Origin of the sequence: Pedobacter sp. UYP30 (assembly GCF_040547165.1) — a bacterium.
Taxonomy (GTDB): Bacteria; Bacteroidota; Bacteroidia; order Sphingobacteriales; family Sphingobacteriaceae; genus Pedobacter.
Window position 1 is genome coordinate 40,543 of record NZ_JBEPPD010000010.1, and the last position, 13,328, is coordinate 53,870.

Genomic DNA, 13,328 nt, shown 5'->3' on the forward strand with positions numbered 1-13,328 from the left:
TAGCAAGTTTACCATTGCTTCCAAAAAGCTATTTTAAAGGAGAACCTTTGAAGATTGCCAAGCCGAGCGAGAGTTTACTTACCATGTAAAACTTCTCAGCTTGGCCTTTAATCTTAGGTATCACCCTTCTACCTTTTATCGCTCAACGTTCTTCCTTCTCTCTTTCCTAAGCCAAAATTCTACTCAAAATAATTCAAGGTGTTAAAGCCGCCTTGTTTGAGGTATTCGTCTTTTTTCATCAACTCAAAATCAGAAAGTATCATCTCCTTTACCAAAGCAGCAAGATCATACTTCGGCTCCCAACCCAATTGTGTTTTTGATTTTGTAGGATCGCCCAAAAGTAAATCTACTTCTGTTGGTCTAAAATATTTCGAATCTACCTTTACCACTGTTGTACCCAAAAAAAGCTTTTCTTTATCGATACCAAGCTCACCTAAGAGGTCATCATCCAATCCGATGATCACGCCTTTTTCATTTGCATCTTTCCCAGAAAACTCTATTTCGATGCCGAGCTCGGCAAAACTCATCCGCACAAAATCTCTAACGGTAGTGGTTACTCCAGTTGCAATAACAAAATCCTCAGGCTTCTCTTGTTGTAGAATAAGCCACATGGCTTCTATATAATCTTTTGCATGCCCCCAATCTCTCTGTGCAGATAGATTGCCCAGATACAGGCATGTCTGTAAACCGAGCGCTATTTTTGCCGCGGCTCGGGTAATCTTTCTCGTTACAAAGGTTTCTCCCCGTAATGGGCTTTCGTGATTAAATAAGATACCGTTGCAAGCAAACATGTTATAGGCCTCGCGGTAGTTAACGGTGATCCAATAAGCGTACATTTTCGCCACAGCGTATGGAGAACGTGGATAAAACGGTGTTGTTTCGCTCTGCGGCACGGCTTGCACCAAGCCGTATAATTCTGAAGTACTCGCTTGGTAAATTCTCGTTTTCTTCTCCAGACCTAAAATTCTAACGGCCTCTAGCAGTCTGAGCGTGCCTATTCCATCTGCATTTGCTGTATACTCTGGCATTTCAAAACTTACCTGCACATGGCTCATGGCTGCCAAATTGTAAATCTCGTCTGGCTGCGTTTCCTGAATAATCCTGATGAGGTTGGTAGAGTCTGTCAAATCACCATAATGAAGCTTGAAATGAACATTATTTTCGTGCGGATCTTGATACAGGTGATCGATTCGATCTGTATTGAACAGGGAAGAACGTCTTTTCAGTCCGTGCACAAAATAACCTTTTTTCAGAAGAAATTCCGCTAGATATGCACCGTCTTGCCCGGTTACGCCTGTAATTAATGCTACTTTCATAAAGATTTACGGTATTTAAGGTTGCAAAGATAGTTATTAATTTTATTGGTTATAGTGCATTTCTACTCAGATTCCAAGACGCCAAAAATGTGTTCAAGGAATTCATCATTCACAGCACAAAACCCACCTAGTCGTGTGTAGGAGAGTTTTTATCTCAAGAAAGAAAATAGCTCAGCTTGTATAAAATTTAGAAATGGATTATCGAAGTTGTGTCCTTATCATAATTTTCAATCATTAATAGCTTCCGCACCCTTACAAATTAGTATTTTACAAAAAATAGATTCCTATTTTATCTAATTTGCCACAACCAAATTACCACTTCCTATTAACAGATGGTGGTTAAACCAAAAGCTCAACGGCCTCCGCATTTCCTTGCATGCCAGCGTGATCCACTGCCATTAAACCATTGTTGTCCATTAACATTTTATCTGCGCCAAAATCTGTTAAAAGTTTGATCAGATTGTTGCGCCCGAACATACAGGCAAACATAAGTGCGGTGCCACCGTTCCCATGCCGGGCGTTAATATCAGCGCCCTTGTTAAGCAAAAGCACAGCAATTGGCCAATATCCTTTAAAACACACGCCCATTAATGCAGTGTTGCCACCATTATCACTTGCATTTACATCGGCCTTCGCTGCCAACAATATTTCAGCGGCTTCCAACTGATTATTATAACTTGCAATAATTAAAGGGGTATATCCCTTTTCGTCTTTAAAATTCACATCAGCTCCATCTCTAAGAAGCGTTGCCATTCTGTCTAAGTCGCCAATTCTCGATGCATCAATAAGTTTCATATATAGAAATTAAAAGAAGAGAAGTTGACTAGTTTCCCTTCTTTGTTTTTTTTAAGCGGGAATTTTACTGACTTTTTCTCGTTCAAAAAAACGATGTTTACCGATAGCCTCGATAAACGACTTAGAAAACTCCTTCTCCGAGCCATTATCAATTAGCACGCCCATATCTTTTAGTTGCGTAGCGTCTTTCTTTAGATAAGTAGACACATAACTCATTTTAATTAAATCTGCCCCCAATCTATCTGCCGCTATCGCCTTGCAATGTAAAAAAGCTTCGTCTATAAAATGCACTGCTTTTGGGGTTGCTTTTAGCTTTTCTAGACTTTTATCTCCTGAAGGGATATAAATAGCGTCTACCAATACAGAAGAAAATGTTAAGAAGCTGTGGTCTACTTTGATATCCTTTCCGTTGTTGTCTTTTATAGATCCAGAGTGTGGCGCGATAATCTTCACTACAGCACCCTTAGCTTCTAAAGCAGCTTTCATTTTGGCAATCGAATTTCCGTCTACGCCATCAGCCGTTAAGAAGGCGATTTGCCTAGTGGCGATGTTACCAAAAATAGTATTCGCCATACTTAATGCGGCTGATTTTTTAAGCTTTGGATTTACTTTGATGGGTTGATAATCCTTTGGGTTTGCATCGGCACCATATTGATGGTTGATTGGTCTTTCTGGTTCTGCAACTTCCAGTCCCAAACCATCGGAAACCTTTTTAGCTAAGTCATCATCAATCTGCGTAAGTAGCCCCACTACCCTTTTTCGGATTTCTGGCATATCTACCTTGCCCAATTCAAAGCAAAATGCATCGATCACATGGCTCTGCTCAGGTTCTGACAAACTGTTATAGAATAAAGTCGGCTGACTGAAAAAATCCATAAAACTTTTGCTCCTCGCCCTTACTTTATTCGCATCTACACGCTCCTGATAACTCGCAAAGCCCCCATCGGCTACTTTTGCCTGTTCGGGATAGCCTTGGGATATAGAATTAGGGTGATAACTGGTTTTGGCTTTATTAATTTCCATCCTAGCAATGCCATCTCGTTGATTGTTATGGATTGGCACTACTGGCCGATTTATAGGGATTTCGTGAAAATTAGGGCCACCCAAACGGCTTAATTGGGTGTCGGTGTAAGAAAATAATCTACCCTGTAACAACGGATCATTTGTAAAATCTATTCCGGGAACTAAATGACCTGGATGAAAAGCAACCTGCTCTGTCTCCGCAAAGAAATTATCGGGATTACGATTTAGCGTCATCTTTCCAATCTTTTGCACAGGTACAATTTCTTCTGGGATAAGCTTTGTTGGATCCAATAAATCAAAATCAAACTTATGTTCGTCCTCCTCTGGTACTATTTGCACCCCAAATTCCCATTCTGGAAACGCACCAGTTTCAATAGCGTCATGTAAATCTCTTCTATGAAAATCGGGATCTTGACCATTTATCTTCAATGCCTCATCCCACACAACAGAATGCACACCCAATAATGGCTTCCAATGAAATTTGACAAAATTTGCTTTTCCTTCGGCGTTGATCAAACGAAAGGTGTGGATACCAAACCCTTCCATCATCCTTAAGCTTCGAGGAATTGCCCTATCACTCATTAACCACATAATGTTATGCATGGTCTCTGGCGATAGTGAAACAAAATCCCAAAAGGTATTGTGAGCAGAGGCCGCCTGAGGAATTTCGGTAGCTGGCTCCGGCTTTACCGCATGGATTAGGTCTGGAAATTTAATTGCATCTTGGATAAAAAAGACTGGCATATTATTGCCTACCAAGTCATAGTTACCTTCTTCTGTGTAAAATTTTACAGAAAACCCCCTCACATCTCTTGGAACATCCGCTGATCCACGAAATCCGGCGACGGTAGAGAAACGCACGAAAACTGGAGTTTCGCGCTGGGGCTCAATTAAGAACCCAGCCTTTGTATATTGCGTTAAAGAATCATCATAAACTTTAAACACGCCATGCGCACCCGATCCCCGCGCATGCACAATTCTTTCTGGAATGCGTTCATGATCAAAGTGTGTGATTTTTTCTCTTAAAATAAAATCCTCTAGCAATGTCGCGCCGCGATCGCCTGCTTTTAAAGAATTATTGTCATCATTGACCTTCAAACCTTGGTTGGTGGTCATCTTTTTATTTTGACTGTTTTCCACGTTACTGGCAAGGTCATCTATTTTCTTACTTGATTTGCCTTTATTGTTTGAATTTGAGCTGTTCATGGTTTATTTTTTATGGCTTTAAACCAGAAATGGTTAGAGCTAAACAAACAACCCATTTTTTATTGTGTTAGTTTCCTTTTTTTAAAAAAAATATTGGCGGTAACCATTTGTAAAAGCCCAGACCTTAAAATAAGGGCCATTTAAGGTATTGAGTAAATATGACAACTACGATTTGGTCATGCCCGTGATATTTTCGAGCTTTTTACGAACAACCAAACTGCATCATTAAATGGGAAAAGCATTTACCTTTCCTTTGCGGGATAATTTCACATCCTGTAAAAGCCCATTAAATAGGTATATTTAACGTTGAGTGAGTTGTTTAATATCGTTCTTTCAACACCTAAAATTTACTCCAAATAGACAAATAATTAAGGGACGGCTTTATATTGAGTTGAAGGAATTCGTTTAATTTCAGGGCTTTGGTTGAGTTCTGCCGTTTTACGCCTAAACCTATTTCTCTAAAAAGTCAATCAACGCCTTTGCCGTGGGTCTAGCCGACATAGGATTCTGTCCTGTTATCAACAAGCCATCAACTTCGATATGGGAAAGAAAAGGTACAATTCCTTTTTTGTAATCTGCGCCCATGCTCTTTAATTGGTCTTCTAATTTATACGGTATATTATCTGCTCGCAACGCCAATGTTTCTTCTGTATTGCTAAAACCCGTTACTTGTTTGCCTTTCAATATTGATGGATCTAATTCAGCAGCTTTTATTAAAGCCGCCGGGCCATGGCATACTGATGCCACAGGTTTTCCGTTTGATAAAAAATCTAGAATCAATTTTCCGCTAACGTTATTTGTTGCTAAGTCAAATAATGGTCCGTGGCCGCCAGGGTAAAATACGGCATCGAAATCAGTAGTAGAAATCTCTTCGAGTTTTAATGTATTGCTCAATGCGTTTTGAGCAACATCATCATCGTTAAATCTCCTATTCGAACCCGTAATGTTTTCGGTCAATTGACTCATCTCGTCAATGGGCGGCTTGCCACCTTTTGGACTTGCAAGCGTAACCTGATAACCCTTGTCGATAAACTCATAATAAGGATCGGTAAACTCTCCAATCCATAATCCTGTAGTGCTTTCTGTATCTATCAACTCCTTATGCGAAGTAACTATCATTACTATTTTTTTCATGGCATTATTATATGTTATAAAATTCTAATGCACTTAACCCCAAAACAGTCTATTTGTTCAGCAAGGATTAAACCATTATTTTTCAGAACAAAACTTGATGTATCGTGTTCTTGAAACCTAAATGAAAACATGATGTCAGATTATAATCCGGAACACAAAGAGGGCGAAGTAGCCAAAAAAATTGAAGAACAGACTGCAAAAATTCCTTCAGACGTATTTTTATGGGCTGCGTTTGCATCAATGGGAATTTCACTAGCGCTCAAATTCTCGAAGCAAAAACACACAGCGTTGTTTGTTGGCCAATGGGCAGCACCTATACTTTTATTGGGCATTTACAATAAAATTGTTAAAACCCAGGGGAGCGATTGAAACCCTAACCGATTATCCTTGAATAATTAAGTTTGAATGCAAAAAAGCCATACCATTAGCAAAATTGATATGGCTTTTCCATTAGTTAATAATTGCGAAATAGCAACGTTTTCTGCTGGCTGACGTCAAGTTACTTCTAATGGAGAAATACATTCCAACGAATTTAGACCAACCTAAAATTTAATAACTTGATTGGAAACGGGCAACCATAACTACTATGGGTTTCCAACAAGACACATGTGTTTTCGCACAAAATCTTCTTATTATGGAACATCAAACAAAAAATAAGAGAATAATGAGGAGAAAAAAGTTGGCGTGATCCTTAAATCCAAATTGAAAGGAAACGATGCAGATAACGCTAACGCAAATGAATCACCAAAAACTGAGGACGATTGCAACCAGACAAAGAACTCGGATGCCGATGCAACAAGTAACCTATTAGATACCAAACCCTTATGTACTAAAAGTAGGTAAATTTGGGGAAAGAAAAATAAAATTATTTCCGTAAAGCATAAAAGTGAAGGAAGTGAGCACCGCTCTTAGATAATTTAAGTGCACTGCTGAAAATTGAATTAATATTTTTAAAAAATGAAAGTCTTGCAATAAAGTGCATAGATTCTACTAACGAATGAGACCAATGAATGATTTTAAGATAAAAACAATAGGAAACACTATTCCATCGGCACTTATTGGAACCTCAATGATGACATTGTTTAGTTATCTTTACTCTTTGATAGAAAGTGACAATTTTAGTGAGCCAGAACATTTGGCTACTCTTTTTCACCGTCTGGTTCCCGGTAGTTCAAAGAAAAAATCTCAATTAGAAGGATGGATAGCGCATTATGTAGTCGGGGTAATGTTTTTCGCTATTTACCAAGAATTATGGAAAGCTGATAAGATTAAAAAAAGCGTCTCAAATGCTTTTATATTGGGTACACTAAATGGGGTATTTGGTGCATTGGTTTGGAGAACAATCTTAAAAAATCATCCAACCCCGCCAAATATTAATTTCAAAAAATATTTACTTCAACTTATACCCGCTCATATTATTTTCTCAATTTCCGCAACGTTAACTTCCATACTACTCAATCAGAAAGTCAAAAAATTGGATAAGTAATCAACCGCTACCAAACGCACTCTTATTATGGGAATACCTTTTAACAACTACTATTCTGGAACTAGCGGGTTACTATTACCGGTACCGAATAAATCACATTATCCAGAAGAATTTAAAAATAAAAGCAGGTTGTGCTATTATGCTTCTTTGATGAATTCGATAGAGATAAATAGTTCGTTCTATAAAATTCCTCTGGCTTCTACCATAACAAAATGGGCAGAAGATGTACCAGAAGAATTTAGATTTACTTTTAAGCTTTTTAAAGAGATAACCCACAGCAAAAATTTAACCTTCGATTCCGATATAGTGTCTCGATTTTTTAACGTCATATCGCAGGTAAAAGAAAAAAAAGGCTGTCTGTTAATCCAGTTTCCGCCGAGTGTACGTATCAGCCATTTTATTAATTTAAAGTTTTTGATGTCTTCACTCAAAGACAATGACCCACATAATCAATGGAATATTGCTTTAGAATTTCGCCATCCTAGTTTGTACGTAGATGAGGTTTACGAACTTTTGGACACCTTTAAATTAGGAATTGTTATCCACGACAAGTCTCCGGCGAATAGTCCGATGATAGAAACTAGCCGAAATTCTGTCTATTTACGATTTCATGGTCCTGGTGGAAATTATCGTGGCAGTTATTCAGATGATGTGTTAAGTGAGTATGCAACTTATGTTAAAGAGTGGCTTGCAGAAGATAAAAAGGTTTTTGCGTATTTCAATAACACCATGGGAGCAGCACATGCCAATTTAAATCTGTTGCGTAAATTTGTGATGGAAAATATTTAAGGAGCAAAAGTTGAAATTGATTTTTTCTTTTGTTCCTCAAATTTAAATCGTGTAAGAGCAGGCTTGGGTTTATAAAAATTCATTCAAATTCTCAAATCTTGTATTTATTACTTGAATCCACCTATTTAAAAAAAACAAGCACTTTAAAATGGTGTTTTCCAGTATATAATTAAGAAGCTAAGCTTAGAAAATTTGAAAATAGCAACCTATAATGTTAATGGGATAAAGGGAAGACTCCCTGTACTTTTACGCTGGCTTGCAGAAGCCAAACCTGATGTGGTTTGCTTACAGGAATTAAAATGTCCTAGTGGGCTTTTCCCCGAAAAAGAGCTTTTGGAAGCTGGTTACTATGCCGTTTGGCAAGGCCAGAAAAGCTGGAATGGAGTAGCGATTTTGGCTACCGAGAAAATTAAAGAGACCCGCCACGGACTAGATGGAGATGCTTCTGACGAACAAAGCCGCTATATTGAAGGATTTGTTTTTGGATTGGTGATCGGATGTATTTATCTGCCAAATGGTAACCCAGCGCCTGGACCCAAGCTTGATTATAAATTGAAATGGTTTGAGCGTTTAAATCTGCACGCAAAAAAACTGTTAACTTTCAATCGGCCAGTACTCCTAATTGGAGATTATAATGTAATACCTACAGAAATAGATACCTACAAACCAGAAAAATATTTAACAAATGCACTCTTTCTTCCGGAGTCTAAGCTGGCTTATCAGCAGCTGCTAAAACTTGGATGGACCGATGCCATACGACACCTCTACCCCACCGAGCGGATTTATACTTTTTATGATTACATGCGCCGAGCATATGACCGAGATGCGGGTTTGAGAATAGACCATTTTTTGTTAAATGATAAAGTTTTGAAAAGGCTTTTATCTGCTAAGGTGGATAAGCATGTAAGAGGCTGGGAAAAATCTAGCGACCATTGCCCAGTTTGGATAGAAATTTCTGTAGAGGATAGCAATTAGCCAATTACATGGCAAGTGATTAACTTTTTATTTATTGCAGCTTTTTATCTTTCATCTACATTTCGACGCCCATTTTTTAGACCGCTCTTTAATACGGAGCCAAAAACTTTTTGCTATACTAAATCGGTTAAAAGGAAAACCCCAGTTGCTAAAAAATGATTATAGAGCCTTGCCACCTGCACAATTTCATTATATGTAATTCAAACTGATTAATTCTCTTCCCGAAAATATTCTTCAAAAAAAATTCGCTATTATTACAAAAGTGAATCGAAGGGTATTACTGTCACAAAAAAAGAGGATATGAAAATTACTGTATTAATGTTACTATTGGCAGCTACCTTAGGCCTAAAGGCCCAGCCAAGACTAAATCTCAAAAATTTTAATTCATCAACAGGTGTATCTGCCAAAGTAAACGGCAACTATTTAGAATTGACCTGGCCTGTAGGAAATAAAGAATTCGGCAAGATGCTTTTAGACACTAGAAACAACTATCCTTTATTTAAAAGCATCCAAATGGGGCCGAAGAACAAAGCTGTAGAAATTGCAAAAAACCTTTCTCCGGCGTTTATTCTTAGTATTGGAAAACGAACTTTAGACCCAAAAAGTGGTGGCTGGGATGTTTTTTTTGATAGAGTGCCGACAAAGCCACATCAAAGTTATAGGGTTATTTTAGAAAAGCAAAATGCTGCGACTATAAAAACAATTGGCCAACATACGGTAATTAGCCTTGGAGCGCTGAAAGCTGCAAACTTTAAAGGACACCTAGAAATTACCTTGTACAACGGTAGCCCTTTGTTTAATATAGCAGGCGTTGTAGCAACACAGGCTGATTCTACGGCCATTTTGTACGATGCAGGCTTAGTGAGTAAAACCCAACCGTGGAGCAATATTGCTTGGTCTGACGTGAATAAACAAATGCAGGAGGTTAAAGCCGTGCAGGCAGATGAGAGTAAAAACCTTAAAGTAAAATATAGAACCGTTATTGGCCAAACGGCTAATGGAAGCCTGGCGGTTTTCCCTGCTCCCCATCAATACTTTTACCCGTTAGATGAGGCCTTTAACTTAAACTTTACTTGGTACGGCAGTAATTACCGTAACATGATCCCTGAATTTGGAATAGGAATTAGGCAAGAACTTGAAGGAGATAAACGGTTTGTTCCATGGTTTAATGCGCCACCCAAAACTCAACAACGCTTAAACTTCTTTTGTTTATTGAGTAAAGATAATCCTGAGCATGCGTTGCAGGCCGTTAAAAAATTTACCCACGATGACAAATACGTAAGCCTACCGGGATACAAAACTATGCAAAGCCATTTCCATAATGAGTTCATATCTAAAGTGGTATTGGCGGGCAAACCTATACCAGAAGAGCCAAATTTTGTAAAGGTATTTAAAGAGCTGGGGGTTAACATCGTTCATTTGGCAGAATTTCATGGCGAGGGACATCCAAAAGGACCAGACAGCCTTCGGTTGATGGAGCTAGATGCGCTTTTTAAGCAATGTAACCGACTGTCTGGTAAAAATTTCTTATTACTTCCTGGCGAAGAAGCTAATAATTTTTACGGCGGACACTGGCTTGCGTTTTTTCCAAAACCTGTTTACTGGGTAATGAGCAAAGGAAAAAATGTGCCCTTCGTAACCACCGATCCTCAACGTGGTAAAGTCTATCATGTTGGCAACAAGGAAGAGATGCTAAAGTTACTGGAAGTAGAAAACGGATTGGCCTGGACGGCACATGCGCGTACAAAAGGTTCTACAGGCTATCCAGATGCTTACAAAGATGAGAAATTTTTCAGGTCGAATACATTTCTTGGCGCCGCATGGAAAAATATCCCGGCAGATCTTTCTATAGAAACATTAAGCAAGCGTGTACTTAATTTAATGGACGACATGAACAATTGGGGCTTAAAAAAGAAGATAATCGCCGAATGCGACTTATTTACCATTGAGCCCGAAAATGAAATGTATGCCCATTTAAACGTGAATTATTTAAAGATGGACAAAATACCAGATTTTAGCGGCGGTTGGCAGCCTGTTTTAGATGTTATGAAAAAGGGTAATTTCTTTTCTACAACAGGCGAAGTGCTTATTCCAAAGTTCACGGTAAATGGCAAAAGCTCTGGAGAAACCATCAGGCTCGAGCCAAGCAAACTGGCAAAAATCTCCTTTGATGTAAATTGGACATTTCCGCTTAACTATGCCGAATTGGTTTCTGGCGATGGCGAGAGAGTTTACCGAAATAGAATAGACCTTAGCAATACTAAGGCTTTTGAGTCGAAAACCATTAAGCAGGAAATTAATTTAAAAGGCAGAAAATGGGTGCGGTTAGAGGTTTGGGACATTGCCACAAATGGCGCCTTTACACAAACGATTTGGTTAGAGTAGTTTGCAACACTAAAATTTAAAATCGACACAAGACAAAGTTTAATAAACCACTATGTACTAATTTCAAAGGCTTGGCTAAACATTAGAAAAAAAAATTGTAGAGCGGAAATGACAAAGGTATTATGCGTTAGGTTTTGGGCAAATCGCTTAACCAGTCTTTCATTTGCACATGTTATCGACTGCACGCGTAAGTGGATATAAAAAATGTTCAGGTTACAGTCTTCCGGTCTATTGTGCAACTATCAGTAAGCAACCAACTTAGGCAAACCAATCAAATCATGAAAAAAAACTTAAACGCTTATCTCTTAGCGCTTACAAAAATCGAAAAAAAAGAGAGATTGCTAGACAGCAATCCCTCTTTCATTTAAAACGGCTCAAAACTTGGTTTAAATTAAAGGTTATTCAAAACTCAAGAGAAACTTACTGAAGGTTAAAATTAACTGCGATGTTATACTTAACCCTTACCGGAACTCCGTTTTGAATACCTGGATGCCACCGAGGGCTCTCCTTTAGCACACGGATGGCTTCTTCGTTTGTACCGCTACCCGGTCCTTTTACCACTTGTATATCGGTAAGACTACCGTCTTTTTCTACCACAAAGGTTAAGAAAACTTTGCCCTGCACCCCATTTTCTTGTGCCATAGATGGATATTTAATTGCACCGCCAAGGTATTTGTAAAACTTATCTAGCCCGCCAGGAAATTCAGGTTGTCTTTCTATGCCAATTTGGTCGTATATTCTGTCTCCATCACCTACCGCGGCCGCAACATCTCTTTTCGGGCCATCTCCAACAGGATCGGCTATTTGAATCTCTGCAGTTGGATCTCCCGTAATGTTTCGTGGACCCGGATTTGCCAGCTTTAACTTTTCTATGGTAGGTGGTTCTCCCTTAACCAATATATCTGGCTTAACAATTGGAGGTGTCATTTTTAACTGATCTACCTTTGGTTTAGGCGGTTCTATAGGCGGTGGTGTTTTAGGATTTAAGGGTTTAGGCGGCATTACGACTGCCGTTTCGATTATTACCGAATGATCGCTTTGGTGGGTATTTCCACTAATTAAGCTGTATATTTTTGGCGCAAAAAACAACAGAATGAAGGCTATTGAGCCTATAATAAGTGCATGCGCAGCATTTGCCGAACTATTTTTACGCAACTGGTAAGCGCCATACGTTTTGTTCTTGTCAGCAAAAACAACTTCGAGCCATTCTTTGCTATAAATATTTGATTTTGACATGATTATTGGTTTAGGGTTTAAGATTTATAAAATATTTTGACTTCATTGCTTCTTTTTCGGATAGGATAATATTTTCATCATCAATCTGTCGTACCTTAATTTTTAGCACCACCAGCTCATCCATAATGTCTACAAAATTCTTAAAGACCGCACCAGACGTTGGCTTAACCAATACTACAAAGTCGCCCGGAATAGCAGAAGCGTCTGCAACTTTCCTGTTGTCTGTAATTGCCATTTTAACTTGCGAAAGACGTTCAAAATTTGGAGCTTTCTCTCCTGTAACCCCCGTGTACCAAGCCACTTTATTGTTTTTGCCCAACAAAATAATCTCGGTTTTAGATGCCTTTAGATCCAAGGCTACATCTGGGTGTTTGATGTTTTTATTTGGCTTTGCAATATCCATCGCCCGTGGCTTAGAGATAGAGGTGGTTAAAATAAAGAAGGTAACCAGTAAAAATATTAAATCTACCATTGGAGTCATATCAACTCTTGGTGCGGCTTTCCCTCTGCATTTGTTTAATTCTGCCATTTTCTTATCGATTTTTAATAATGATGGCGTTTCCCGCTCCTTTCCATAAAGCGGATGCAAAATTTTAGAAATTAATTTCATTTGAAGAGAGGTAGGTTTGCAAAAGGTAGGGACCAGATACTGCTTTACAAATCTACTGGCTTTCTGTTTTCTCAAAATGGGTATCTTGGCGCAGTTTATGCTATTGCTAATTGACCAAAGACGATGCAGCTTTAAACGTTACCTATTTTGGCTACGAGCCGGTTTTAAACAAGTCTTTAACATTAAGCTCATGAAAATTAAGCGCTTTCTCATTTTTATTTTTCTTGCAGTTAGTTCCCTTGCAAGCGCACAGGACTACAGCATTTCTAAATCAGTGAATATATTTGGAGATACTGTGATAATTTGCAAAGACGGTAGTGGAAACGAAATCTCTAAAACTACTTATTCGACCGATATTTCCGGAGATTAGAAA

At 38.6% G+C, this 13,328-nt stretch carries 12 protein-coding genes; 6 read left to right on the forward strand and 6 right to left on the reverse strand.

What is annotated here, in order from left to right:
* Positions 1–179: 179 nt before the first annotated feature.
* From gmd to ABIB40_RS12385, 4 genes are all read right to left on the reverse strand, one after another.
* A complete protein-coding gene (gene gmd, locus ABIB40_RS12370) occupies positions 180–1,316 on the reverse strand; it encodes a GDP-mannose 4,6-dehydratase (RefSeq protein WP_354359492.1) in 1,137 nt (378 codons plus the stop codon).
* A 339-nt stretch (positions 1,317–1,655) separates the two neighbouring features.
* The gene (locus ABIB40_RS12375) at positions 1,656–2,111 is read right to left on the reverse strand and encodes an ankyrin repeat domain-containing protein (RefSeq protein WP_354359494.1); all 456 of its coding nucleotides are present in this window, start codon (positions 2,109–2,111) and stop codon (positions 1,656–1,658) included.
* A gap of 51 nt (positions 2,112–2,162) precedes the next feature.
* Positions 2,163–4,340, reverse strand: coding sequence for a catalase (locus tag ABIB40_RS12380; RefSeq protein WP_354359495.1), 2,178 nt, complete (start codon positions 4,338–4,340; stop codon positions 2,163–2,165).
* Positions 4,341–4,790: 450 nt separating this feature from the next.
* Positions 4,791–5,474: a type 1 glutamine amidotransferase domain-containing protein gene (locus tag ABIB40_RS12385; protein WP_354359497.1), complete on the reverse strand. Its 684-nt coding sequence runs from the start codon at positions 5,472–5,474 to the stop codon at positions 4,791–4,793.
* 129 nt (positions 5,475–5,603) lie between these two features.
* On the opposite strand from ABIB40_RS12385, the gene ABIB40_RS12390 reads away from it, so the two are divergent.
* The 5 genes from ABIB40_RS12390 (at position 5,604) to ABIB40_RS12410 (ending at position 11,109) form a co-directional block, all read left to right on the forward strand.
* A complete protein-coding gene (locus ABIB40_RS12390) occupies positions 5,604–5,843 on the forward strand; it encodes a hypothetical protein (RefSeq protein WP_354359499.1) in 240 nt (79 codons plus the stop codon).
* A 637-nt stretch (positions 5,844–6,480) separates the two neighbouring features.
* The gene (locus ABIB40_RS12395; RefSeq protein WP_354359501.1) at positions 6,481–6,960 is read left to right on the forward strand and encodes a hypothetical protein; all 480 of its coding nucleotides are present in this window, start codon (positions 6,481–6,483) and stop codon (positions 6,958–6,960) included.
* 27 nt (positions 6,961–6,987) lie between these two features.
* The gene (locus ABIB40_RS12400; RefSeq protein ID WP_354359503.1) at positions 6,988–7,749 is read left to right on the forward strand and encodes a DUF72 domain-containing protein; all 762 of its coding nucleotides are present in this window, start codon (positions 6,988–6,990) and stop codon (positions 7,747–7,749) included.
* Between the two features lie 192 nt (positions 7,750–7,941).
* Positions 7,942–8,724, forward strand: a complete 783-nt coding sequence (xth, locus tag ABIB40_RS12405; protein WP_354359505.1) for an exodeoxyribonuclease III — start codon at positions 7,942–7,944, stop codon at positions 8,722–8,724.
* A gap of 300 nt (positions 8,725–9,024) precedes the next feature.
* Positions 9,025–11,109 carry a CehA/McbA family metallohydrolase domain-containing protein gene (locus tag ABIB40_RS12410; RefSeq protein ID WP_354359507.1) on the forward strand — a complete coding sequence of 695 codons (2,085 nt, stop codon included), beginning with the start codon at positions 9,025–9,027 and terminating at the stop codon, positions 11,107–11,109.
* 420 nt (positions 11,110–11,529) lie between these two features.
* Here ABIB40_RS12410 and ABIB40_RS12415 read toward each other — a convergent pair whose 3' ends face one another.
* Positions 11,530–12,345: an energy transducer TonB gene (locus ABIB40_RS12415; RefSeq protein WP_354359509.1), complete on the reverse strand. Its 816-nt coding sequence runs from the start codon at positions 12,343–12,345 to the stop codon at positions 11,530–11,532.
* A gap of 10 nt (positions 12,346–12,355) precedes the next feature.
* Complete coding sequence (locus ABIB40_RS12420) at positions 12,356–12,955, reverse strand: ExbD/TolR family protein (RefSeq protein ID WP_354359511.1); 600 nt, start codon at positions 12,953–12,955, stop codon at positions 12,356–12,358.
* Positions 12,956–13,145: 190 nt separating this feature from the next.
* On the opposite strand from ABIB40_RS12420, the gene ABIB40_RS12425 reads away from it, so the two are divergent.
* Entirely contained in the window at positions 13,146–13,325 is a 180-nt protein-coding gene (locus ABIB40_RS12425; protein WP_354359513.1) for a hypothetical protein, read from the forward strand.
* The last annotated feature ends 3 nt before the right edge of the window (positions 13,326–13,328 follow it).